The sequence below is a fragment of the Pseudomonas sp. KH_046_2 genome (assembly GCF_057838985.1).
Map to the genome: position 1 here is coordinate 4,276,158 of NZ_CM174480.1, position 23,542 is coordinate 4,299,699.

General features: G+C 61.8%; 23 protein-coding genes and 3 pseudogenes. 10 read left to right on the top strand and 16 right to left on the bottom strand.

Going from position 1 to position 23,542, the window contains the following annotated elements; genetic code table 11:
• Positions 1–13: 13 nt before the first annotated feature.
• Entirely contained in the window at positions 14–835 is an 822-nt protein-coding gene (locus AC3IX1_RS19415; protein WP_489385425.1) for an aldo/keto reductase, read from the bottom strand.
• Positions 836–1,042: 207 nt separating this feature from the next.
• Between AC3IX1_RS19415 and AC3IX1_RS19420 the strand changes: the two genes are divergently transcribed.
• Both AC3IX1_RS19420 and AC3IX1_RS19425 read left to right on the top strand, forming a co-directional pair.
• Positions 1,043–1,792, top strand: a complete 750-nt coding sequence (locus AC3IX1_RS19420; protein ID WP_489385426.1) for a hypothetical protein — start codon at positions 1,043–1,045, stop codon at positions 1,790–1,792.
• Between the two features lie 248 nt (positions 1,793–2,040).
• Entirely contained in the window at positions 2,041–2,481 is a 441-nt protein-coding gene (locus AC3IX1_RS19425; RefSeq protein WP_008051296.1) for a CBS domain-containing protein, read from the top strand.
• Between the two features lie 174 nt (positions 2,482–2,655).
• Here AC3IX1_RS19425 and AC3IX1_RS19430 read toward each other — a convergent pair whose 3' ends face one another.
• Positions 2,656–3,279 (bottom strand): glutathione S-transferase family protein, encoded by a 624-nt coding sequence (locus AC3IX1_RS19430; RefSeq protein WP_489385427.1) that lies wholly within the window; start codon positions 3,277–3,279, stop codon positions 2,656–2,658.
• A 262-nt stretch (positions 3,280–3,541) separates the two neighbouring features.
• Between AC3IX1_RS19430 and AC3IX1_RS19435 the strand changes: the two genes are divergently transcribed.
• Positions 3,542–3,865: a hypothetical protein gene (locus AC3IX1_RS19435; RefSeq protein WP_489385428.1), complete on the top strand. Its 324-nt coding sequence runs from the start codon at positions 3,542–3,544 to the stop codon at positions 3,863–3,865.
• 77 nt (positions 3,866–3,942) lie between these two features.
• Here the strand turns inward: AC3IX1_RS19435 and AC3IX1_RS19440 are convergent, their stop codons facing one another.
• The gene (locus AC3IX1_RS19440; RefSeq protein WP_489385429.1) at positions 3,943–5,034 is read right to left on the bottom strand and encodes a DUF1615 domain-containing protein; all 1,092 of its coding nucleotides are present in this window, start codon (positions 5,032–5,034) and stop codon (positions 3,943–3,945) included.
• A 137-nt stretch (positions 5,035–5,171) separates the two neighbouring features.
• On the opposite strand from AC3IX1_RS19440, the gene AC3IX1_RS19445 reads away from it, so the two are divergent.
• The gene (locus tag AC3IX1_RS19445; protein ID WP_489385430.1) at positions 5,172–6,707 is read left to right on the top strand and encodes an FAD-dependent oxidoreductase; all 1,536 of its coding nucleotides are present in this window, start codon (positions 5,172–5,174) and stop codon (positions 6,705–6,707) included.
• Positions 6,708–6,827: 120 nt separating this feature from the next.
• On the opposite strand, the gene AC3IX1_RS19450 is transcribed toward AC3IX1_RS19445, so the two are convergent.
• Complete coding sequence (locus AC3IX1_RS19450; RefSeq protein ID WP_489385431.1) at positions 6,828–7,538, bottom strand: glutathione S-transferase family protein; 711 nt, start codon at positions 7,536–7,538, stop codon at positions 6,828–6,830.
• A 368-nt stretch (positions 7,539–7,906) separates the two neighbouring features.
• On the opposite strand from AC3IX1_RS19450, the gene AC3IX1_RS19455 reads away from it, so the two are divergent.
• A complete protein-coding gene (locus AC3IX1_RS19455; RefSeq protein ID WP_489385432.1) occupies positions 7,907–8,578 on the top strand; it encodes a histidine phosphatase family protein in 672 nt (223 codons plus the stop codon).
• Positions 8,579–8,716: 138 nt separating this feature from the next.
• Here the strand turns inward: AC3IX1_RS19455 and mnmH are convergent, their stop codons facing one another.
• From mnmH to AC3IX1_RS19480, 5 genes are all read right to left on the bottom strand, one after another.
• Positions 8,717–9,820 carry a tRNA 2-selenouridine(34) synthase MnmH gene (mnmH, locus tag AC3IX1_RS19460; RefSeq protein WP_489385433.1) on the bottom strand — a complete coding sequence of 368 codons (1,104 nt, stop codon included), beginning with the start codon at positions 9,818–9,820 and terminating at the stop codon, positions 8,717–8,719.
• Positions 9,820–10,854 (bottom strand): selenide, water dikinase SelD, encoded by a 1,035-nt coding sequence (selD, locus tag AC3IX1_RS19465; protein ID WP_489385434.1) that lies wholly within the window; start codon positions 10,852–10,854, stop codon positions 9,820–9,822. The genes mnmH and selD overlap by 1 nt, the downstream gene beginning before the upstream one ends.
• A 92-nt stretch (positions 10,855–10,946) precedes the next feature.
• Positions 10,947–11,903 carry a quinone oxidoreductase family protein gene (locus tag AC3IX1_RS19470; protein WP_489385435.1) on the bottom strand — a complete coding sequence of 319 codons (957 nt, stop codon included), beginning with the start codon at positions 11,901–11,903 and terminating at the stop codon, positions 10,947–10,949.
• A 27-nt stretch (positions 11,904–11,930) separates the two neighbouring features.
• Positions 11,931–12,104: a DUF1427 family protein gene (locus AC3IX1_RS19475; RefSeq protein WP_008049832.1), complete on the bottom strand. Its 174-nt coding sequence runs from the start codon at positions 12,102–12,104 to the stop codon at positions 11,931–11,933.
• Positions 12,105–12,210: 106 nt separating this feature from the next.
• Positions 12,211–12,990, bottom strand: coding sequence for an AraC family transcriptional regulator (locus AC3IX1_RS19480; RefSeq protein ID WP_489385436.1), 780 nt, complete (start codon positions 12,988–12,990; stop codon positions 12,211–12,213).
• Between the two features lie 146 nt (positions 12,991–13,136).
• Between AC3IX1_RS19480 and AC3IX1_RS19485 the strand changes: the two genes are divergently transcribed.
• Both AC3IX1_RS19485 and AC3IX1_RS19490 read left to right on the top strand, forming a co-directional pair.
• Entirely contained in the window at positions 13,137–13,364 is a 228-nt protein-coding gene (locus AC3IX1_RS19485) for a DUF6555 family protein (protein WP_489385437.1), read from the top strand.
• 33 nt (positions 13,365–13,397) lie between these two features.
• Entirely contained in the window at positions 13,398–13,676 is a 279-nt protein-coding gene (locus AC3IX1_RS19490; RefSeq protein ID WP_489385438.1) for a hypothetical protein, read from the top strand.
• A 23-nt stretch (positions 13,677–13,699) separates the two neighbouring features.
• On the opposite strand, the gene AC3IX1_RS19495 is transcribed toward AC3IX1_RS19490, so the two are convergent.
• From AC3IX1_RS19495 to AC3IX1_RS19510, 4 genes and pseudogenes are all read right to left on the bottom strand, one after another.
• On the bottom strand, positions 13,700–13,864 hold the full coding sequence (locus AC3IX1_RS19495; protein WP_489385439.1) for a metallothionein: 165 nt from the start codon (positions 13,862–13,864) through the stop codon (positions 13,700–13,702).
• A 102-nt stretch (positions 13,865–13,966) separates the two neighbouring features.
• On the bottom strand, positions 13,967–14,788 hold the full coding sequence (locus AC3IX1_RS19500; protein ID WP_489388766.1) for a methyl-accepting chemotaxis protein: 822 nt from the start codon (positions 14,786–14,788) through the stop codon (positions 13,967–13,969).
• 36 nt (positions 14,789–14,824) lie between these two features.
• Positions 14,825–15,790 (bottom strand): annotated as a pseudogene (locus AC3IX1_RS19505) (cache domain-containing protein); the annotation flags it as partial.
• Between the two features lie 59 nt (positions 15,791–15,849).
• Positions 15,850–17,166 carry a Na+/H+ antiporter family protein gene (locus tag AC3IX1_RS19510; protein ID WP_489385440.1) on the bottom strand — a complete coding sequence of 439 codons (1,317 nt, stop codon included), beginning with the start codon at positions 17,164–17,166 and terminating at the stop codon, positions 15,850–15,852.
• A 600-nt stretch (positions 17,167–17,766) separates the two neighbouring features.
• On the opposite strand from AC3IX1_RS19510, the pseudogene AC3IX1_RS19515 reads away from it, so the two are divergent.
• Together AC3IX1_RS19515 and AC3IX1_RS19520 are read left to right on the top strand one after the other, a co-directional pair.
• Positions 17,767–18,837, top strand: a pseudogene (locus tag AC3IX1_RS19515) (methyl-accepting chemotaxis protein); the annotation flags it as partial.
• Positions 18,838–19,101: 264 nt separating this feature from the next.
• Positions 19,102–19,695, top strand: a pseudogene (locus AC3IX1_RS19520) (methyl-accepting chemotaxis protein); the annotation flags it as partial.
• A gap of 122 nt (positions 19,696–19,817) precedes the next feature.
• Here the strand turns inward: AC3IX1_RS19520 and AC3IX1_RS19525 are convergent.
• From AC3IX1_RS19525 to AC3IX1_RS19535, 3 genes are read right to left on the bottom strand one after another with little or no spacing between them, the layout of a single operon-like run.
• Positions 19,818–21,134: a sensor histidine kinase gene (locus tag AC3IX1_RS19525; protein ID WP_489385441.1), complete on the bottom strand. Its 1,317-nt coding sequence runs from the start codon at positions 21,132–21,134 to the stop codon at positions 19,818–19,820.
• Complete coding sequence (locus AC3IX1_RS19530) at positions 21,131–21,799, bottom strand: response regulator transcription factor (protein ID WP_489385442.1); 669 nt, start codon at positions 21,797–21,799, stop codon at positions 21,131–21,133. The genes AC3IX1_RS19525 and AC3IX1_RS19530 overlap by 4 nt, the downstream gene beginning before the upstream one ends.
• Before the next feature lie 3 nt (positions 21,800–21,802).
• Positions 21,803–22,123: a PepSY domain-containing protein gene (locus AC3IX1_RS19535; protein WP_489385443.1), complete on the bottom strand. Its 321-nt coding sequence runs from the start codon at positions 22,121–22,123 to the stop codon at positions 21,803–21,805.
• A 284-nt stretch (positions 22,124–22,407) separates the two neighbouring features.
• Between AC3IX1_RS19535 and AC3IX1_RS19540 the strand changes: the two genes are divergently transcribed.
• A complete protein-coding gene (locus AC3IX1_RS19540; RefSeq protein ID WP_489385444.1) occupies positions 22,408–23,487 on the top strand; it encodes a patatin-like phospholipase family protein in 1,080 nt (359 codons plus the stop codon).
• The last annotated feature ends 55 nt before the right edge of the window (positions 23,488–23,542 follow it).

A 23,542-nucleotide genomic window follows, 5' to 3' on the forward strand; every position in this document is an offset into this window, starting at 1 on the left:
TGACTGCGGTGGTTCAGACCATGGCCAGCCGCTGTTTGCGTTGTGGCGCGTGAAACGCTTGGTCCAGCGCCTCCAGATCCCCGGGCTCAAGCTGCAACGTAGCGGCCTGGGCGTTGAGGCGTACATGTTCGAGTCGGACCGCCTTGGGGATGGCGATCACTCCTTCCTGACGCAGTATCCAGGCCAGCGCCACCTGTGCCGTTGTGGCGTTGTGCCGGGCGGCCACCTGCCTGAGCGTGGCGTCGAAGAGCATTTTACCGCCCTGGCCAATCGGGCAGTAAGCCATGACCGGCAACCGCCGTTGCTGGCTCCAGGGCAGTAAATCGAATTCTATGCCCCGTTGTTCCAGGTTGTAGAGCACCTGATTGGTGGCACAGGCCGGGGCGTCCAGTTCCAGCAGGTCGTCGAGGTCGAAGTTGGACACGCCCCAGCGGCCAATCTTGCCGGCTTCGCGCAGGCGCTCGAAGGCATCGACGGTTTCGTCCAGGGGATACTGGCCGCGCCAATGCAGCAGATACAGATCGATGTAATCGGTGCCAAGCCTGCGCAGGCTGCGCTCGCAAGCCTGGGGAATGCCTTGGCGACTGGCGTTGTGCGGGTACACCTTGCTGATCAGAAAGACGCTGTCACGTTGGCCGGCGATGGCATCGCGGACCACTTCCTCGGCGCCACCTTCGGCGTACATCTCAGCGGTGTCGATCAGGGTCATGCCCAGTTCGATGCCCAGGCGCAGTGCCGCGACTTCTTCCGTGTGCCGTGAACGGTCTTCGCCCATCTGCCAGGTCCCCTGGCCGATGACCGGGACCCTGGTGCCAGCCAGTTCAAGCGTGCGCATGCAAACCTCCTTTATGAATGCCGATGGTTATTGCAGTGGGCAGCAGAATAGTCCATCGGTTCCGCCGCCGGCTGCGAACTCTTGAGTTGCACCTTGCCGGTGATCGATTGCTCTGTGCCGATACTGCACTTTTTCGAAATGTCCGGCTCTATCCATGGCAGCCTGCGGCGATCCCCACCGCCGGCCCATGCCCAAGTCCAAGAACCCATGGCTCGAGTTTCACCCGCGATCACCACTAAAATCCGCCGTCATTGCCTGCTGCTGGCAGGTCTGTCGATGTTCTTCGTCACCGGCTGCAGCCAGCAACAGGGCGGCGACATCATCACCCAGATGCGCGAAGGCAAACCCCAGGAGTTCCTGCAAACCAGTGTCGACCGCATGGCGACCCTGGCCATGCGCGACAACCTCAACAGCCTTTACCTGCTGATGAGCAAGCTCTACCTGCGCAATCCCGATGAGCTGAAGAAATCCGGTTTCCTCGATGCCCGTACGGCCGGCAAGCAAGTGCGCATGGCCATTGAACAACAGCAGCCGTTACCGACCCTGGGCGGCAAGAAGGACCTCGCGGCCCTGCGTTTTGCCATGAGCCCGGAGTTTCTGGGCGATCGGGTCGGGGCGTTCATCTATGCCATCGGCAGCATGCTGGTGACCGCCCATGGCAATCGTCTCGAGTTCTACATGACCGATACGATCAACCCGGTATTCGTCAGCAATGCCGCGCGCAACATCGAGATCGCCACCTGGATCCTCAGCCAGCGACAGAACAAAGAGGGCCAGCCCTTGCTGTTCTCCAACGAAATCTCGGAGGAGGGCAGCAACCTGAGCTTTGCCGTCGAGTTCGGCAAGATCGTCGCCCGGCTGGACCTGCTGACCCGGATGCTCGACGAACGCTACCGGCGCATCGGCCTGAATTATGCCCAGAGCCTGATGTTCCTGAATTTCCTTCCCGTGCAGTGAATCCAGTACAGAACCTTGTGGGAGCGAGCTTGCTCACGATGACTGAGTGTCAGTCGACATCAATGTCTACTGATACACCGCCATCGCGAGCAAGCTCCCACAGGTAATCTATTGGCCTGAAATGTGAGGTTTACCAAAGAAAAACCGTCGAATGACGTTTTTTGCGTGTTATCTGCCGCATTCGCCCTTGCCCAGAACGCTCGCGTCTACGATTCTTCAAGAACAACGACAACACCCGAGTAACCACCATGAAAACCGTCGCCCAACTGCTCAAGCTCAAAGATCAGAAAAACCAGGAAGTGCACCAGATCAAACCCGATCACATGGTGCTCGAAGCACTGATGAAGATGGCCGAGAAAAACGTCGGCGCCTTGCTGGTGGTGGAGAATGATGAAGTGCTGGGCATCATCAGCGAACGGGACTACGCGCGAAAACTGGTGCTGCACGGCCGCTCTTCGGTGGGCACGCCGGTGCGCGACATCATGGTGTCGCCGGTGATTACCGTCGACACCCATCAAACCGTGGATACCTGCCTGGGCATCATGTCCGATAAACGCCTGCGTCACTTGCCGGTGGTCGAAGGCGGCAAGTTGATCGGCCTGCTGTCGATTGGTGATCTGGTCAAGGAAGCCATTGCCGAACAGGCGGAGCTGATCAAGCAGCTGGAACAGTACATTCGCGGGGAATAAGTCCGGACACCTTGCTTTCCACCTGTGGGAGCTGTGGCGAGGGGGCTTGCCCCCGTTTGAGTGCGCAGCACTCACAAGATCTTCGATACATCGGAAATTTTGGGGCTGCTTCGCAGCCCAACGGGGGCAAGCCCCCTCGCCACAGCTCGCTCCCACATTTGGTTTTCAGGGTTTTCAGGCCGGCCAATGCCGGGCGAACACCGGTGCCAGTGCCGGGTGGCGGTCGATGCGTTCCAGCCAGGCGAAAAACCCCGGCCGGGCGTTGCGCAAATGTTCCCGGCTGCCCGCCCATCGCGAGATCACTGCCGCCAGCACATCCAGGCCCCCAGGCTTCTCGCTGCCCAGGTACAACTCGCCCGAGAACTGATCGGCAAACACCTCCCAACTCCAGTGCAGGCGCCGACGGGCGCCCTCCATGAGGTTTTGCCTGGACGACTCATCTGCCTCGGCCAGCCAGCGTTCGGGGTAATCAATGATGCCGATGGCCGCGTAACAATTGCTGACGATGTACGCCATGCCGCGAATGGCCTGGCCTCGCTCGGCCGGATCCTGCGGCAACAATCCCGATGCGGGAAAGGTCAGCCCGAGGTGGATCAGGATCGCCGCGCTCTCGGTCAGGACAGCGCCATCGGGTAGCTGCAAGGTCGGAATCTGTTTGAGCGGGTTGAGCTTCTCCAGCGCCTGGGCCGCCTCCGCGGACGTCTCGACATCGATGAAGCGATAAGGAACATCACAGAGTTCAAGGGCAGCCTCGATGGCCGCCGCGCCAGAGTTCTGATGGCCGTAGAGCTGGTACATAGACGTCTCCTTGCATACCGCGACCTCTGCCGGGCCACATCGACCGTCGCGGCAGAGGAACGCGCCAGCTATCCAGTGTAGAAGCCACCGCCCGCCACACCGTGACCATCCGACGACCGCACCATCACGCTCACCAGGGGTGTGGCGCAAGTCCTATCATTGCCGTCGATGTTCACCATCACTTCAATGAAGTTCTCTTAAAAAATCCCCGGCGTAACATCTGCTCCATACCAACCCATAAGCACCCCCGGAGCACACGATCATGAAACGCCAGACCCTCCTCAGCATCGCTTTCTCGGTTTTCGCAGTTAACGCTTTTGCCGCAAACTCCGCTCAACCAGTGGTTGCTGAAGGCGGCTCGGATCGTCTGATTGAAAGCCGTGTAGCCGAGGGTGGTTCCGATCGCCTGATCGAAAACCGCGTCGCCGCCGATGGTTCCGACAAGTTGATGCAAAACCGCGTTGCCGAAGGCGGCTCCGACAAGCTCCTGCAAAACCGCGTAGCTGAAGGCGGCTCCGACAAACTGCTGCAAAACCGCGTCGCTGAAGGTGGCTCGGACCGCCTGATCGAAAGCCGCGCTGTCTGAATGCAGTGCTTGACCGCAGGACTCAATGAAAACCCGGCCTCACCCGCCGGGTTTTTTATGCTCTTTTTGCGCCGCGATTACTGCACTGCCCGCGCCATGCAGCGCTGGTAGCGTTCATCGACTCGTTTGGCGAACCACGCGGTGGTGAGTTTACGGGTGATTTTCGGGCTTTGCAGCACGATCCCCGGCAACACTTCACGGGGCAACGTCCGGCCCTCGGCCCGTTCGGCCAGTTCGAAAACCCGCCGATAGAGTTTGCTGTCTTCGAACGCCAGGGTTTTCCCCTCTTCCAGTTGTTCCCGGATCGTCGGATTGCGCATGTCCAGTTGCTTGCCGAGGGTACGCACGGCCAGTTCCGTGGTGCCGGGCATGATCGAACCGTAGCGCACCAGGTCGCCATCCAGCGCCAACGGGATACCGGAAGCCCGGCTCACCGCGTTCTGGAACGCGGCGTTACGGCTGGCGTACCAACCCGCGTTGAAGTCGGCAAAGCGGTACAACGGCTGTGGGTAACTCACCGGATACCCGAGCAGATGCGCGATGCCGAAATACATGCCGCCGCGCCGGGTGAACACTTCATGACGAATCGAGCCCTTCACCGGGTACGGATAGCCCTTGGCCTGCTGCTCGGCAAAATCAATGCTGACCTGCATCGGTCCGCCGGTATGCACCGGATTGAAGCCACCGAACAGGGTCTTGCCCATCGGCACCATGCCGATGAAGTCATCGAAAACAGCGCTCAGTTCCTTTTCACTGCGCGCGGCATTCAGACGGTTGCTGTAGCTTTTGCCGTTGGGCGAATCGAGCATTAACGCACCGCTCACCAGCAGGCTGGGTATGTGTGCCTTGGCAGCGCGGCGGTCGATCTCGTCGCGGGCGATCTTGCCCAGGCCCGGTACGCTCGGATCGACCTGAAAGGTCGACTCCTGTTCAGTCACCGCCAGTACCGAGCACAGGTTTTTTGTGGTCGGCGAGATGTCTTGCGCGGTAAACGCCACCTGGATATCCCTGGCCCAACCCTGGGGATCGGCAGCCTTGGCCGGCAGCAAACGCACAATCTCGGCCTTCACTTCCGCAGGGCTGCGCGCCGCCGGTTCCTGGGTCCGTTGGCTGCCGCAACCGGCCAATACCAGCAACACGGCGACGCTTGTGATCAATCTGATTTGCATGTCGTTCCATCTAATCCGTTGGTCCGGGCCAACCATACGACCAATGGCAGGTCAGCGGCTACGTCCTTGACAGTCCGACGGTTGCCGCCCTCCCCGACTGGACCATACTTGATTCACACAGCGAGGAGGACAGGTTCATGCACCGCAGCGACGTGTTGATCATCGGTGCTGGCCCGACCGGGCTGGTCCTGGCGTTGTGGCTGAGCAAACTGGGCGTGCGCGTGCGGATCGTCGACAAAACCTCGGCCCCCGGCACCACGTCCCGGGCGCTGGCCGTCCAGGCACGGACACTGGAGTTGTATCGCCAGCTCGGACTGGATGACGCCGTGGTGCAAAACGGCCATCAAGTAATGGCCGGCAACTTCTGGGTCAAGGGTGAGCCTGTGGCGCGCCTGCCCCTGTCTCAGATCGGTGAGGGCCTGACCCCCTACTCGTTTCTCGAGATATTCCCTCAGGACGAACACGAACGGCTGCTGATCGAGCGCCTGGAATCCTTCGGTATCACGGTGGAACGCGACACTGAACTGGCAGGTTTCGAGCAATCCGCAAACGGCATCACGGCCACACTGCTCCTGCCCGACGGTCAGCAGGAGACCTGCCAGGCCTGTTACCTGGCCGGGTGCGACGGTGCCCGGTCGATTGTGCGCAAGACCCTGGATACCGGATTTCCCGGCGGGACCTATCAGCAGATTTTCTACGTCGCCGACGTGCAGGCCAGCGGCCCGGCATTCAACGGCGAACTGCATGTGGATCTCGACGAGGCGGACTTCCTCGCCGTATTCCCGTTGGCCGCCAGTGGTCGCGCGCGCTTGATCGGCACGGTACGCGACGAGCGCGCCGAACACGCCGAGACCCTGCGCTTCGAGGACGTCAGCAGCCGGGCCATCGAGCACATGAAGGTGAAGATCGAGCAACTGAACTGGTTCTCGACCTACCGCGTGCATCACCGGGTGGCGGATCACTTCCGCAACGGCCGGGCGTTTTTACTGGGCGATGCTGCCCACGTCCATAGTCCGGCGGGCGGCCAGGGCATGAACACCGGGATTGGCGATGCCATCAACCTGGCCTGGAAACTGGCGGCCGTGTTGAGCGGCGGCGCCGAGGCCAGACTGCTCGACACCTATGAAACCGAGCGCATCGCGTTTGCGCGCAAACTGGTGGCCACCACCGACCGGGTATTCAACTTCGTCACCGCCGAGGGGCGGATGGCCGATTTGCTGCGTACACGCCTGGCACCGTTCTTGATACCGAAAATAACCTCCTTTGAAACCACCCGCGAATTCATGTTTCGCACGGTGTCGCAGATCACCCTGAATTATCGGGGCATGCCATTGAGCACGGGCGTTGCCGGGCATGTGCATGGCGGTGATCGCCTGCCCTGGGCCCATGACGGAGAGGGGGATAATTTCGAGTCGCTCAAGTGCGTGACCTGGCAGGTGCATGTTTATGGCGACACCAGCGACGAGATGATCGCCTGGTGCAATGAGCACCATCTGCCACTGCATGTGTTCGACTGGCGACCGGCGTTTGAAGCCGCAGGCCTGGGGCGCAACGGCTTTTATCTGTTGCGGCCCGATACCTATGTGGCGATTGCCGAAACGTGTGCGGACCCGAAAGTGATCGAACGGTATTTCCGCGATCATGGGATCCGGCCGTTTTTTGGCACTTCCTGAGAACACCATATCCCCTTGTGGGAGCGGGCTTGCCCGCGAAAGCGGTGGGTCAGTCGATACAAATGCTGCCTGACACTACGCCATCGCGAGCAAGCTCGCTCCCACAGGTTTTGCAGTGGATCAGTTGGAGACCAGGCTCGGAATCTGCAACCCGCGCACCACCGCCGGCCGCGCCAGGAAACGTTCCAGTACCCGCGTGACGTTAGGGAAGTTCTGGATGCCCACCAGATCGCCGGCCTCATAGAAGCCGATCAGGTTGCGCACCCACGGGAAGGTAGCGATGTCGGCGATGGTGTAGCGCTCGCCCATGATCCAGTCGCGCCCTTCGAGCCGGCTGTCGAGCACCTTGAGCAGGCGTCTGCTCTCCTCGACGTAGCGGTCACGGGGGCGCTTGTCTTCGTAGTCCTTGCCGGCGAACTTGTTGAAGAACCCGAGCTGGCCGAACATCGGACCAATGCCGCCCATCTGGAACATCAACCACTGGATCGTTTCGTAGCGCGCGGCCGATTCCTGGGCCAGCAGTTGTCCGCTCTTGTCGGCCAGGTAGATCAGAATCGCTCCCGACTCGAACAGCGCCAGCGGCCGGTCGTCCGGACCGTGGGGGTCGAGGATCGCCGGGATTTTGTTGTTGGGGTTCAACGACAGGAATTCCGGGGACATCTGGTCGTTGGTGTCGAAGCCTACCCGGTGAGGTTCATACGGCAGGCCAATCTCTTCGAGCATGATCGAGACCTTGACGCCGTTGGGGGTCGGCAGGGAGTACAGCTGAATCCACTCCGGGTACTGGGCAGGCCATTTACGGGTGATGGGGAATGCAGACAGATCGGTCATGGGCGGGATCCACGAAGACATTGAGAGCGACGATCATAATGTAGATATCGGCTCATCGAGCCCTTGAAGCCATTAATCTCGCTGATAGACGAGATCAAAAGAGATCACGACCGTTTGAACGCCATTGGGTGTAGCGTGTCCACAATTGTGCAACATCCTGTCGATAACCTTCGCTGCAAACCCGTGAAGGTTATCGGTACATTGCCGCCCACTCGGCCGGAATCGAACCAAACGGGTTCAGGGGACTCTGAGCTCCACCCCTTTGATAACGGACCGGCTTCAATGACATGGAAAACACCCGACGCAGGACAATCGTGGTGGAAAGGTTTGTCAGCCTTAACCGAATTGCGCTGAAGAACTCTTTACCCATGAAACTGTTCAATTTTGCCAAACGCTTTAAACACCGCACTTACCTGCTGTTGCCCATCTTGCTGGCAGTCAGTGCGTTGTTTCTGTCGCTGGAGTCCGGCCTGAGTCGCGCCCAACCGATGGATGGCACCCAGACGCTGGTCTTCCTGCGCCACGGGGAAAAACCCGACGGTGGCCTGGGCCAGCTCAATTGCCAGGGACTGAACCGCGCCATCGACCTGGCCACGCTGCTGCCGGAAAAGTTCGGCAAGGCCAACTATGTGTTTGCGGCGAACCCGACCCGTAACGTCGAGGAAGGCGAATTCGACAATTCCTACAGTTACATCCGCCCGCTGATGACCATCAGCCCCAGCGCCATCAAGCTGGGCCTGCCGGTGAACATCAATTTTTCCGCCAATGACACCAGTGACCTGGCGAATGAACTGATCCACGACAAGTATCACAACGCGGTCATCTACACGGCCTGGTCCCACGGCTACCTGCCGGAGCTGATCAACAAGGTGGCCGGCGACGCCACCGGCAAGAAAGTCACCATCACCGATGACTGGGAGTCCAGCGACTACGACTCGCTGTATGTGCTGACCCTGACCTGGCACAACGGAAAGGCCAGCTTGCAGAGCCATGTGTACAAGCAAGGCCTGGATAATGGCGCTGAAACCTGTCCGACTTGAGGTTGTGTGTTGCCTGACCGGGCCTCATCGCGAGCAGGCTCGCTCCTACACTGGATCCGCGCCGTACACAAAACCTGTGTCAAACGAAGATTTACTGTAGGAGCGAGCCTGCTCGCGATGGGGCCAGCAAAAACACCCTCAACCTTTCTGGCCGACCCGTTCACGCAGATACTCGAGTACCGCCCCCCGCTCCCCGGCAAACTCGATCCGCGCGTCTTTCTTCTCCCGCTGAAACGCGTACATCGGATCGTAATACTCACACAACAAGCCTTCGATCCAGCCGCGGTGCAGATCCACCGCGCCACTGCGGGCCTGCTCGGCCAACGCATCCTCCATCAAAACCAGCATGCGCCGATGACGTTCGCCACCCAGGCGTTTCTGCACATTGTTCAGGCTTGCCAGCAAGCGTTCGGAAAACAATGCAAAGCCGTCATCGCCATGCACGTCGATGAATTCGGCGCACAGATCCACCACGTAATCGCGCAGGATCCGCTCGACCCGACCTTCCAGGCTGTCTTCCAGCCACACCATCGGAAACTGCTGCATGCCCTGGTACAGCGGCAACGGCAGCGCACAACTGCCCACCGCACGGCTTTCATCTTCCAGTACGAACTGCTCGATACCCCGGGCGCGTTTTTTCAGCACGTCCACGGCCAAGCGGTTTTCGAAGTCGATATTCGAGGGTTGGCCCGTGGCGCGCTTGCCGAAACTGGAGCCGCGGTGGTTGGCATGACCTTCAAGGTCCACGGCGTTGCCCAGTTGCGTGAGCACCTCGGTCTTGCCGGTGCCGGTCATCCCGCCCAACAGGACGAAATCGCACTGGGTCACGGCTTGATCGAGGGTGTCCAGCAGGAAGGTGCGCATGGCCTTGTAGCCGCCGCCCACCCGTGGATAGTCGATGCCGGCCTCGTCCTTGAGCCATTGCTGGACAATCTGCGAGCGCAGGCCGCCGCGAAAGCAATACAGCAAGCCATCCGGATGCGCCCGGGCAAAATCGGCCCAGGCCTGGATGCGTTCGGCCTTGACCGCGCCCGACACCAGTTGATGCCCCAGCACGATGGCCGCTTGCTGGCCGTGCTGTTTGTAGCAGGTGCCGACTCGCTGGCGTTCATGATCATTCATCAACGGCAGGTTGATCACCCCGGGAAACGAGCCCTTGTTGAATTCGACCGGCGCACGGGCGTCCATCATTGGCCGATCGTTGAGGAAGATGTCGCGGTAATCAGTGCAGTCGACGAACATCAAAACACCTCGACCGCGTTGCTCTGTCGCTCGACCAGTTCACCGATCGGTTCCAGGCTCAGGCCCAGTTCGGCGGCCACCGAGAGGAATTGCTCGTTGCCTTGCGGCGTCACGGCAATCAGCAGGCCGCCGCTGGTCTGCGGGTCGCAGAGCACGCGTTTGTGCAGTTCCTGAAGGCGTCCGAGCTTGCTGGCGTAGCTGTCGAAATTGCGCAGCGTCCCGCCCGGTACGCAGCCCTGTTCCAGGTAATACTCCACCCCCGGCAGGCGCGGTACGCGGTCGTATTCAATGCGCGCCGTGAGCTGGCTGCCGTCGGCCATTTCCACCAGGTGCCCGAGCAGGCCGAAACCGGTGACGTCGGTCATCGCAGTCACGCCGTCGAGCTTGCCGAAACGGCTGCCGGGTTTGTTCAGGGTGCACATCCAGTCCCGGGCCAGGCCGATGTCGGCGTTGCGCAATTTGCCCTTTTTCTCGGCCGTGGTAAGGATGCCGATCCCCAGGGGCTTGGTGAGGTAGAGCAGGCAACCGGCGGTGGCGGTGTCGTTGCGCTTCATGTGGCGCTTTTCCACCAGACCGGTGACGGCCAGGCCGAAGATCGGTTCTGGCGCGTCGATGGAGTGCCCACCTGCCAGCGGGATGCCCGCCGCGTCACACACCGAACGACCGCCGCGTATCACTTCCCGGGCAACTTCCGGCGCCAGCACGTTCACCGGCCAGCCCAGAATCGCAATCGCCATCAACGGATCGCCGCCCATCGCATAGATGTCGCTGATGGCATTGGTGGCGGCAATTCGGCCGAAATCGAAGGGATCGTCGACGATCGGCATGAAAAAATCGGTGGTCGAGACCACGCCGCGTTCCTCATCGATGGCATACACCGCCGCGTCGTCACGCGAGGCATTGCCGACCCAGAGTTTCGGGTCGAGGTTCTGCGCCCCGCTGCCGGCCAGGATCACTTCCAGCACTTGAGGGGAGATCTTGCAGCCGCAACCGGCGCCGTGGCTGTATTGGGTCAGGCGAATCGGCTCGCTCATAGGTGTACCTCGTAAAGTCCAGGTAACTAATCCTACAGCAAACGAGCCTTTTTCTTTGCTGGAGATGCCACAGTGAGCAGTGCCCCTGTGGGTTATGGCAGCAGAATCACCTTGTCACCGCTGCCTTGATTCACTTCGGCATAGCGCTCCAATCCTTCGGCCAGTGGCGACTCGAACAAGCCTTGTGGCAGGGGCAACAAATCCTGATCGAAGAACTTGCCGAACTGATCAAGCATCGCTGCACACGCTTGCACCCCGTACAGCAACGAGTTGATCCCCACCACTGAGCCGCCCTTGCGATACAACGCCAGGGCCGGCAACTGCACGTGACCGTCCACGGGCGCCGCGATGATCGCAATGCGGCCGAACGCGGCCAAGGCGGGTACCGAGGCCGGCAGCCAGAAACCGGTGGTGTCGAAAATCACGTCGGCACCGCCGGCATACACGGCGTTGACCTGAGCCCCGAGGTCTTCGGGTTTATCCAGTTGCAGGATCTGGTAGCCCTGCTCCTGCAAATCCCTGACCTGTTCCGGACGCCGCGCGGCCGCCAGCACCCGGGCACCGCGCACCTTGGCCAAGGCCAGCGCGGCACAGCCGACCGCCCCGCCACCGATGACCAGCAATCGGGTTTCGGTCGTCACCAGGCTGCGCTCCAGCGCATCCCACGCCGTGGTGTACGGCACACCGAGGCTGGCGGCCTGGGCGAAGCTCAGGTGCGTGGGTTTGAGCGCCACGCCATTGGCCGGCAGCTTGACGAACTGCGCATGGGAACCGTCGGCGAAAAAACCCAGCTCCCGGCCCGTGCCCCAAACTTCCCGGCCGATCAGCGCCTGCGGGCCGGCCACGACGACACCGGCAAAGTCACGACCGGGAATCCGCGGCAAGGTGGTGTAGGGAAAACGCCCCAACACGTTCTTCACATCGCTGGGGTTGAGGCCGGCGGCCTTGATCTGGACCAGCACTTCATCGGCGCCGGGCACAGGCGTAGGCGCCTCGACGTAGCGCAGGGCCGAGAGATCACCGGTTTTATCGAATTGCAGAGCTTTCATGAGCGTATCCATCGAGTCGAAAAGGGTTCAGGAGATCCAGCCGGCCACCAGCCCCCGCCCCATCGGCCAGAGCTTTTCGCCGGCAAGCATGCCGAGCAGGCCCACCAGTGCGATGGCCGGGGGTGCGGGGGAACGAAAGTCCAGGGCGCCGTAGAGCAGACCGACGCCCAGACCGATGGCCACAGACACGAGGTAGTTCATGGCAGACTCCGGGGGCAATTGAGGTATGCGTCGAGTCTAGAGGGCGACGCCTTTGAGCATCGGCCAAGTGCTTCTGAATTTCGGCCAAAGCATGGCCACGGCGAATTCAGACCTGCTGTTGCGCCGCAGGAAACTGCGAAGGGGCAACGCCCAGTTCACGACGAAACATATCGCTGAAGCTGCTCGGCGAATAGCCCAGCTCCCGGGCAATCGCGCTGACCGGCACGCCCTGGATCAGCTCGGCCACCGCCGTCGCCAGTTGCACCTGACGCCGCCACTCGGCGAAGCCCATGCCCAGACCGTCCTTGAACAGCCGCGCCAGGGTGCGCACGCTGGCTCCGGCGTTATCCGCATGTTGTTCGAAAGGAATGTCCAGTGAAGGCGCAGCCATGACCGCCTGACACAAATTCATCAATCGCCGGTCGGAATCGTCCGGCAGCGGGATTTTCAGCAACGAGCGCCTGGCCCGCTTGAGCTCCAGCAATGCCAGGCCCACCAGCGCGTCGTAATACTCGGGCGCCCCGTCGTTACCCTGCTCCACCAGGCCGACGATCAACTCGCGCAGCAAGCCGCCGACCTCAATGACTTGCACGCTGTCGTCCAGGGTCGCGGCCAGGGACGGCCGCAGGTAGATATTGCGCATTTGCAGGTCGGACACCACGCGAATCCCGTGGGGCACACCGGGTGGCAACCACACCGCCCGCTGCGGTGGCACCACCAGTGCCTCGTGTGGCGTCTCGACCCACATCACCCCGCTCATCGCATACAGCAACTGGCCCCAGACGTGCTCATGGGGCTCGATGTACAACCCGCGCGGATAGGTGCGAGCCAGCGGCTGCACGGGCACATCGGTGTCACTCAGGTCAGGCGGTGCGGCGAGGGCCATGGTCAATGTTCATTGGGGTTCGGGAAGGCCTCATGGTAACGAGGCACCGAACTTGTCGCCAGCAATGGCCGCCGTCCGACAATCCGAATGAATTTTCCTGATGGCGCGCGATCCTTCTATGTACAACAGGGAGGAACCGGGGCTTTATGAACAGTGCAAAATTATTCGTCATCGAGTACACCCTCCATGGCGCTGCGAAATCATTCATCATCCGCCTGGAAAAAATGGATAACGCAGAAGCCTGGCATTGGGCCAGCTGCGACGCGGGGGTGGGGCGAATCCCCCGATTCGGACGCGAGAAGGTGCAAAAGACCAGCAAGCCGATGGCTGAAAAATTCGGCGTGGAAAACGTCAAGTGGCGGCCGACGAACTAATATCCGGTAACCATCAGGTTCGGGGGAAGGGATATGAGCGCAACACCCGTCAACAGCCCTGCACAGCTGGACTACGGTCTGGACACGCCGATCGGTCGCATCACCAAAAGCGCCGAGTGCCGGATCGGCCTGGAACAGGTCGAAAATGACCCATTCTGCTTCGCCATACGCGTCCCGGCGCCATTGCCGGAAGATCTGGAGCAGGCCAGGACCTTGGTGCTGCGGGTCGAAGGGCGGCGCTTGCAAGGCACCGTGCGCCACTGCGAACGCCTGGAAGATGACAGCCTCAGGCTGGAAGTGGAGCCGGATTAGGCCCCACTTTTCATTCGCGGTTGTCAGCCATGAGCGCACTTGCAACCTTTATGGGTGCATTCCTCGCCGTGTTCATGGTGTTTGGCGCAGGCTTCACAGCAGTAATGCTTGCCGTGACGGGCAATCGGATGGTCACCGAGTTTGCAGGAACATTTGGGGCAATCGCAGATACTTTCGCGGTCAATCATGGATCTGACTCCTCTAGCAAGGTCGTCCAGTGCTCGGATGCACAGAACAAGTGTAGTGGCTGTCGCTCCTGCCAGTCACAAACCCCACAGGTTGCAAACCAGTCAGATCCGGAACTGCCCGACCAGACTGCCCAGACGCTGACCGAGGTCGGCCAGGCTGCGCGAAGTCTGCGCGCCGAGCTGGGTTTCGTCGGCAACGTTATCCACCGCCACGGCAATCTGATGCACGCTGCGATTGATCTCTTCGGCCACGGCGGTCTGTTCTTCAGCGGCACTGGCGATCTGTGCGTTCATCGAGTTGATGGTCGCGATCAGCTGGGCCATGGTGTCCAGCGAAGCCCCCGCCTCGTTGGCCTGGGCCGAGGTGCCGTCGCCGGCCTCGCTGGAGCGGCGCATCGCCTCCACCGCCGAGCGGGTGCCGGCCTGCAAGCGGTCGATCATGCCCTGGATTTCCTGGGTGCTGATTTGCGTGCGGCTGGCCAGCGCCCGCACTTCATCGGCCACCACCGCAAAACCGCGCCCTGCCTCGCCGGCGCGGGCGGCTTCAATGGCCGCGTTGAGCGCCAGCAGGTTGGTCTGCTCGGCAATCGAACGAATCACGCCGAGTACGCTGACAATCGACGACACGTCTTTTTGCAGGCTGTCCAGGGACACGCCGCTGCTGCGGATGTCGTCCACCAGGGCATGGATCTTCTCGATGCTGCCGGCCACCACGCGCTTGGCGGCCTGCCCTTCTTCGTCGGTCTGCTGGGCTGCCACCGCGGCGTTCTGCGCACTCTTGGCCACTTCCTGGGCGGCGGCCGACATTTCGTTGATCGCCGTGGCCACCTGATCGGTTTCGTGGCGCTGACGCTCCATGGCCTGGTCCGAACGGTTGGCCTGGTCGGACACCTGATTCACCAGTCCGGTCAGTTGCGAGGTCATTTCGGTGATCTGGCGCACCAGGCCGTGGATCTTGTCGACGAAACGGTTGAACGAGCCGGCCAGTTCGCTGAGTTCGTCCTGGCTGGTGATGGTCAGGCGACGGGTCAGATCGCCCTCGCCTGCCGCGATGTCGTCGAGGTTGGCTTTCATCAGATGCAGCGGACGCAGAATCGTGTTGGCCAGCAGCATACCCGCGGCAGCGATCACCAACAGCACCACGACCGCCACGCCGACGATGCTCAGCACCATGCCTTGCATGCGCTCCTGGACCTTGGCCTCGACCACGGCCACTTGTGCTTCGATGCCGTCGAGGTTGACCGAGGTGCCGACCGCCATGTCCCACTTCGGCAGGTACTCGGTGTATCCGAGTTTGGGCACCAGCACTTGGGTGTTGCCGGGCAGCGTCGAGCTGTATTGCAGGTAGTGGGTCCCGTCCTTCGCGACTTTCACCAGGTCGCGGTTGACGTAGACACCGTTCGGGTCGCGGTTGTCCTTGAAGCTCTGGCCCACGCCTTCGGGGCTGTTGGCCTTGAACAGGCGCACGGTGTTGGAGTCGTAGCCGAAGAAGTAGCCGTCCTTGCCATAGGTGATGCTCGACAGCAGCTTGATCACCTGGGCCCGCGCCGCCTCATCGCCGGGGGCGGCCGCGTCGTAGAGCGGTTTGATCGTGGTCATGGCCACGGCCACGTAGCTTTGCAGGGTCGCCTTGGCATCGCTGAGCAGGCGCTCGCGGGTCTGCTCGACTTCCTTGCGCGCCTGATCCTGCAGAATGAACAGCGTGGTCAGGCTAATGACCAGCGCAAACAGCAACACCGGGAGGACGGCAAGGGACAGGACTTTAGCCTTCAGGCTCATGCGCATGACGTTCACTCTTTTGATTTTGTTGGCGTGGTTAAAAGCGTTAACGGCACGCCGGATCAAAAGTTGAACGCGGTCAAAAGGTCCGCATAAGATCCCCTGTGGGAGCGGGCTTGCTCGCGAAAGCGGTGTGTCAGACAACATTTATAGTGACTGACACGCCCTCTTCGCGAGCAAGCCCGCTCCCACAGGGGCTCCGGGGGTTACAGCACCATCGCGGCAACCCAGCCAAACGCCAGCAGCGGCAGGTTGTAGTGCAGGAAGGTCGGGACCACGGTGTCCCAGATGTGATGGTGCTGGCCGTCGATGTTCAGGCCGGAGGTCGGGCCCAGGGTCGAGTCCGAAGCCGGCGAACCGGCGTCGCCCAGGGCACCGGCCGTGCCGACGATGCACACGATCGCCAACGGGCTGAAGCCCAGTTGCACGCACAGCGGCACGAAGATCGCCGCCAGGATCGGCACGGTGGAGAACGACGAACCGATGCCCATGGTCACCAGCAACCCCACCAGCAACATCAGCAAGGCGCCGATGCCCTTGCTGTGATCGATGTACGACGCCGACGACTCGACCAGCGTCTGCACCTCGCCGGTGGCCTTCATCACTTCGGCAAACCCGGAGGCGGCGATCATGATGAAGCCGATCATCGCCATCATTTTCATGCCTTCGGTGAACAGGTCGTCGGTGTCGCGCCATTTGACGATGCCCGACACCGAGAAGATCAGGAAGCCGACCAGTGCACCGATGATCATCGAATCGAGCAACAACTGAATGATGAACGCCGACGCGATGGCCACGCCGGCCACCATCAGGCTCAGCGGGTTGTATTGCACCGCCACTTGCTCGACCTGCTCGATCTTCGCCAGGTCGTAGACACGCTTCTTGCGGTAGCTGACAAACGCGATCAGCAAGCCCGCCACCATGCCCAGGGCCGGAATGCCCATGGCGTGGGTCACGTTGATGCCGCTGATGTCCACGCCGCTGCGGGCGACGTTGGCCAGCAGGATCTCATTGAGGAAGATGTTGCCGAAGCCCACCGGCAGGAACATGTACGGCGTGATCAAACCGAAGGTCATGACGCAGGCGATCAGGCGACGGTCCAGTTGCAGTTTGGTCAGCACATAAAGAAGCGGCGGCACCAGCAACGGAATGAACGCGATATGGATCGGCAGGATGTTCTGCGAGGCGATGGCCACGACCCAGAGCAGGCCGATCAGCAGCCATTTGACCTGGCCACCGCCGTTGGCGTGCTGGCGATCTACCATCGCCAGCGCCTTGTCGGCCAGCGCGTGGGCCATGCCGGACTTGGCAATGGCTACGGCGAAAGCACCGAGCAAGGCGTAGGACAACGCCACCGTCGCCCCGCCACCGAGACCGCTGTTGAAAGCCTTGAGCGTCGCCTCGATCCCCAGGCCACCGGTCAAGCCACCGACCAGCGCACCGACGATCAGGGCGATCACCACATGCACGCGGGACAGGCTGAGGATCAGCATGATGCCGACCGCGGCAATGACTGCGTTCATTTCGTTACCTCGTGACAAACGGAAAGAGTCCGGCCGGCAGTCTGCGTGAGCCGCCAGCGGATAAAAGGAATGGGTCTTATTAGAGGGCGCGCACTTTGCCGCAGAGTGGGGCCGGTGTCAAAGCACTTGGGCTGTCAGAATAAGTAACTGCGCGTGATGATCTGTGGCGAGGGGGCTTGCCCCCGTTCGGCTGCGCAGCAGTCGCAAGCCCAGTACACGCGATGAGCCTGAATATATGAAGTCTCAGGTTTCAGGGCTGCTTCGCACCCCAACGGGGGCAAGCCCCCTCGCCACAAAAGCTTTGCCTGTTGGCATAAAGAAAGCCGGATCGCGGCCGCTACAGTGCAAAGTCTCAGATATTTATCGAATAAGGACGTCTCCATGTCGCTCAGACAACTTTCCATTCAATGGAAAATCACCCTGCTGGCCGGGCTTTGCCTGGCGGGCATCGTGACCCTGCTGGTGGGTCTTTCACTGTATCGCATGGAGCACAGTTCCGAGCTGGTGAAAGCCTCGAGCATGGAGATGCTGACTGACGCGGCCCAGGCCCGGATCGAGTCCCAGGGGGAAAACCAGGCGCTGGGGATTCGCCAGCAGTTCATGGACGCCTATCAGTACGGCCACGGCTTCTCCCGGCAGGTGCTGTTCCTGCGTGACCAGGCCGAGAAGCGCTTCCTCGATGCCTTCGACCTGCGCGAAGACCTGACCCGCCAGGTCAAGTCGGCCCTGCAAGCCAACCCGGACCTGCTCGGCCTGTCCCTGGTGTTCGAACCCAATGGGCTGGACGGCAAGGACGAACTGTTCGCCGGGCAAGCCGAACTGGGCAGCAACGACAAGGGTCGTTTCGCCCTCTACTGGTCGCAGCCGACGCCGGGCAAGTTGACGTCCATGGCGCTGCCGGAAAAGGACATGGCCGACATCAGCACCGGCCCCAGCGGCGAAGCGGCCAACGCCTGGTTCACCTGCCCGCGCACCACCCTCAAGCCGTGCGTGATCGAACCCTACTTCTATGAGATCGACGGTCAGAACGTGCTGATGACCAGCATCGTTTTCCCGCTGATGGTCAACGGCAAGGTCATCGCCTCGCTGTCGGTGGACATCAACCTCAACAGCCTGCAAGCGGTCAGCCTGGCCGCGAGCAAGAAGCTCTATGACGGCCAGACCAGCGTCAGCATCATCAGCCCGGCCGGCCTGCTCGCCGGCTACAGCCCGGACGCCGGCAAACTCAGCCAGCGCCTGGACGCCGTGGACAAGGCCAGCGGCGCCGAACTGCTGCGCATGCTCGCCGCCAGCAGCAAAATCGCCAGCCTGCACAGCCAGCAGCAACTGAAAGTACTGGCCCCCTTCCAGCCGATTCCCGGCGGTAAATCCTGGGGCGTGCTGCTCGACGTGCCGGAGAAAGTCCTGGTCGGACCCGCCGAAACCCTGAAAAAGCAACTCGATGACAGCAACACCGCCGCTACGCTGGTCGAACTCGGCCTGGGCGGACTCGCCGCGCTGCTGGGCCTGATGCTGGTGTGGCTGATGGCCCGCAGCGTCACCCGACCGATCCTCGGCGTGGCGCACATGCTCGAAGACATCGCCAGCGGCGAAGGTGACCTGACCCGCCGCCTGGCCTACGACAAGCAGGATGAACTGGGCCAACTGGCCGGCTGGTTCAACCGCTTCCTCGACAAGCTGCAACCGATCATTGCCGAAGTGAAACGCTCGGTGCAGGACGCCCGCAGCACCGCGGACCAGTCGTCCGCCATCGCCGCACAGACCAGCGCCGGCATGGAGCAGCAGTACCGCCAGGTGGACCAGGTCGCGACCGCCTCCCACGAAATGAGCGCCACCGCCCAGGACGTTGCCCGCAGCGCAGCGCAAGCGGCTCACGCCGCGCGGGATGCCGATCAGGCAACCCGTCAGGGCCTGACCGTGATCGACCGCACCACCGCCAGCATCGACAACCTCGCCGCCGACATGAGCGCGGCCATGGTCCAGGTCGAAGGCCTGGCCGCCAACAGCGAGAAGATCGGCACGGTACTGGAAGTGATCCGTGCGATTGCCGAGCAGACCAACCTGCTGGCCCTCAACGCCGCGATCGAAGCGGCCCGTGCCGGGGAGGCCGGACGCGGGTTTGCCGTGGTGGCCGATGAAGTGCGCAACCTGGCGCGGCGTACCCAGGAATCCGTCGAAGAAACCCGTCTGGTGATCGAACAACTGCAAAACGGCACCCAAGAGGTGGTGGGTTCGATGAACAACAGCCATCGTCAGGCCCAGGGCAGTGTCGAGCAGGTTGGCCAAGCCGTGACGGCGCTGCGCCAGATCGGCGACGCAGTGACCGTGATCAACGACATGAACATGCAGATCGCCAGCGCCGCCGAGGAGCAAAGCGCGGTGGCCGAGGAGATCAACAACAACGTGGCGACCATCCGCGACGTGACCGAGTCGCTGTCAGGCCAGGCCAATGAATCGGCGCGGGTCAGCCAGTCGCTCAACAGCCTGGCGAACCAGCAGCAGAGCCTGATGGATCAGTTCCGCGTCTGAGCCTTGCAAGTCCTCTGTAGGAGCGAGCCTGCTCGCGATAGCGGTGTGTCAGCCACAGTTAATGTTGACTGACATGGCCTCATCGCGAGCAAGCTCGCTCCCACAGGGCTCCTGATGTGGCTTCAAGTGTGTTTGGGCAACTCGATGACGACTTTCAACCCGCCCCACTCGCTTTCCAGCAACGACAGTTTGCCGCCCCAGCTATCGACGATGTCGCGCACGATACCCAACCCCAGGCCATGCCCGTCAGTCTGTTCATCCAGTCGAGTGCCGCGGCTGAACACTTGTTCGCGGCGGTCCTCGGGAATGCCCGGCCCGTCATCTTCCACGCTGAGTTCAAAACCCTCCGCAGTCTCGGCCACACTCAGGCGAACCTCTGCATCCGCCCACTTGCAGGCGTTATCCAGCAGATTGCCCAACAGTTCCAGCAGGTCCTCACGATCCCAGGGCAATTGCAGGCCGGTGGGTGCGCGGTAGCTCAGCGCCAGGTGTTCGCCATGGATCATGTTCAGGGTGGCCAGCAAGCCGGGGAGCTCGGCATCGCAATCAAACAGTGCGCCCGGCAACGCATCGCCGGACAACCGCGCACGATTGAGTTCCCGATTGAGCCGCTGCTGGACTTGTTCCAGTTGCTCCTTGAGGACTTTGCGCAATTGCGGGTGCGCATCGAGTTGCTCGCTTGAAGCCAGGCTCAACAGCACCGCCAGCGGGGTTTTCAAGGCGTGGCCGAGGTTGCCCAGGGCATTGCGCGAGCGCTTGAGGCTGTCCTCGGTGTGGGCCAGCAAGTGGTTGATCTGCGCCACCAGTGGCTCCAGTTCCACCGGCACCTGATCGTCGAGTTGCGAGCGCTGGCCCTGTTGCAACTGCGCAATCTGCTCGCGGGCCTGCTCCAGCGGACGCAAAGCCCGGCGTACGGTAATCCGTTGCAGCAGCAGAATCAGCAGCAGCGCTGTCAAACCGAGGCCAAACCCGAGCTGTTGCATGCGCCGGAAGCTTTCACGTATCGGCGTGTAATCCTCGGCGACGCTGATGGAGATCGGCACCCCCGAACGTCGATAGTCCGTGCGCAGCACCAGTAACTGTTGCCCTTCCGGACCCAGTTGCAGGTTGCCATGCAGACCGGGTTGATCGAGCACCGGCAGTTCCTGATCCCATAAGGAACGCGAACGCCAATGGCCATCGGTGAAATCGATGCGGAAATAATGCCCGGAGAACGGCCGCTGATAGGCCGGTGACAGGCGCCGCTCATCCAGTTGCAAGCCTTGCGGCCCGCGCACCAGCGCCGCCAGCAGGTTCTCGCTGTCATTGCGCAACCCGGCTTCAAGGTAGCGCTGCAACCCCATTTCGAACAGCCACAGGCTGGTTTGCGCCAGCACCAGGCCAACGACCACCATCACGCTGATCAGGCCCAGGCTCAAGCGGCGCTGAATCGATCTCACCGGGCTTGCCCGCCGAACAGGTAACCCTGGCCGCGACGGGTTTCAATCACACTTTTGCCGAGTTTGCGGCGCAAGTGGTTGACGTGGACTTCCAGCACATTGGAATCGCGCTCGGTTTCACCGTCGTAGAGGTGTTCGGCGAGATGGCCCTTGGAGAGGATCTGCTCGGGGTGCAGCATGAAATAACGCAACAGGCGGAACTCCGCGGCGGTCAGCTGAATGTCGGCACCGTCGCGCACAACGCACTGGCGACCTTCGTCCAGATGCAGCCCGGCGGCCTTGAGCGTTGGCTGGTTGACCTGGCCATGGGAGCGGCGCAGCAACGCCTGGATGCGCAAAAACAGCTCTTCGGGATGGAATGGCTTGGTCAGGTAATCGTCGGCGCCGGCCTTGAGGCCTTCGATGCGTTCGGCCCAGGAATCCCGGGCCGTCAGGATCAGCACCGGCGTGGCCAGACCCGCCGTGCGCCATTGCGCCAGCACCTCAAGCCCCGGCACGCCCGGCAAACCGAGGTCGAGAATGATCAGGTCGTAAGGTTCAGTACTGCCCTGATACACCGCATCGCGACCATCGGCCAGCCAGTCCACCGCATAGCCCTGGCGGTTGAGGCCGGCCAGCAGTTCATCGGCCAGGGGCACATGGTCTTCCACCAGGAGCAAACGCATGGATCAGTCTTCCTTGTCTTTCAATAATCGGCCGTCAGTCGCATCGATGTGCAGCTCACGGACCACGCCTTCGGGGGTCAGCAATTCGACATCATAAAGGTAGATGTTGTGCTTCTCTTCGAGTTCGGCTTCCAGCAGTTTTGCGCCGGGGTAGCGATCCATCGCTTGCTGCAGCAGTTGCTCCAGCGGCAGGATCACGCCCAGTTGACGCAGGCGCAGGGCTTCATCCTGATCCAGGTCGCGGGCCATCACTGCTGAGCAAAATGCCAGAAGCAGCAGCGCCATCCTGCGTGCGACACATCGATTGAGTAGAAACACCTTCATTACCAATCCTGATGATCCTTGAGTCACTGGCCGCTGACCGGGTCTAATTCCAGAGCGAAAGCCACAATGGTACCAGCGTTGCGTCGGGGGTCCAGGCGAGTCACCTTAACTCGCTGAACTTAATTGAAACTGAATTGCCATCATTGATAGCACCCCAGTCCCTGTGGGAGCGAGCCTGCTCGCGAAGGCGGCGGTACACCCAACACAGCGGTGACTGACACACTGCTTTCGCGAGCAGGCTCGCTCCCACATAATCTGTCCGCTGGCCATACATCGAGACCGCAATGACCGCCATCCACATCAAGTTCCCTTCCCTGACCCTCAAGGCCGGTCCGCGTGCCTTTGCGCGCATCCGGGACAACGGCTTGAGCGCCGCCGACGTCGGCACCTTGCCTGGCGCGGCTGGCGGTCCGAAGGCGCTGGGGATTCAGGGTCTGGACCTGGCGCTGTTCGGCGAGTGGCTGCCGGCGGCACCGCGTGAACGCTCGCTGATTGGCGCATCGGTGGGTTCCTGGCGCTTCGCCAGCGCCTGCCTGCCGGACGCCGCCGAGGGCATCCGGCGTCTCGGGCAGCTGTACACCGAACAACACTTCGCCAAGGGCGTGACCATGGCGCAGATCAGCCAGAGCTCACAGCGCATGCTCAATGACCTGCTCGACGGTCGCGATGCCTCGATCCTCAGTAACAACGATTACCGCCTGAACATCATGGTGGTCAAAAGCCACGGCTTGCTGGCCGACGATCATCGCGGTCGCCTGGGGCTGGGCCTGTCATCGGTCATCGCCGACAACCTGCGCGGCCGGGCACGGCTGGCACGGCACTTCGAACGCCTGATCATCCACGACCCGCGCCTGGCGCCGCCGGTCGATGCCTTGAATGACTTCCCGTCGCGCTTCGTCGCCCTCAATGCCGGCAATTTACGCCAGGCCCTGCTGGCTTCGGGCTCGATCCCGATGGTGATGGAAGGCGTGCGCGACCTGCCGGGTGCCGGCGCCGGGACCTTCCGCGACGGCGGTCTGCTGGATTACCACCTGGACTTGCCTTACAGCGGCAACGACATCGTGCTGTACCCGCACTTCACCGACCGGGTGATCCCCGGCTGGTTCGACAAGACCCTGCCATGGCGCCGCGCCTGCCCGGCTCGCTTGCAGAACGTGCTGTTGCTGGCGCCGTCGAAGGAATACCTGGCGCGCCTGCCCTACGGCAAGCTGCCGGACCGTAACGACTTCAAGCGCTTCATGGGCGATGCCCCGACCCGGCAGAAATACTGGCGCACGACCATGGACGAAAGCCGCCGCCTGGGCGACGAATTCCTCGAACTGGCCGCCAACGGTCGCCTCGGTGAGCGCTTGCTGACCCTTTAGTCAGGACAAACTGGTAAACTCGCCGCCTGCCCGAATCGCTGCGGCGAACGCCACC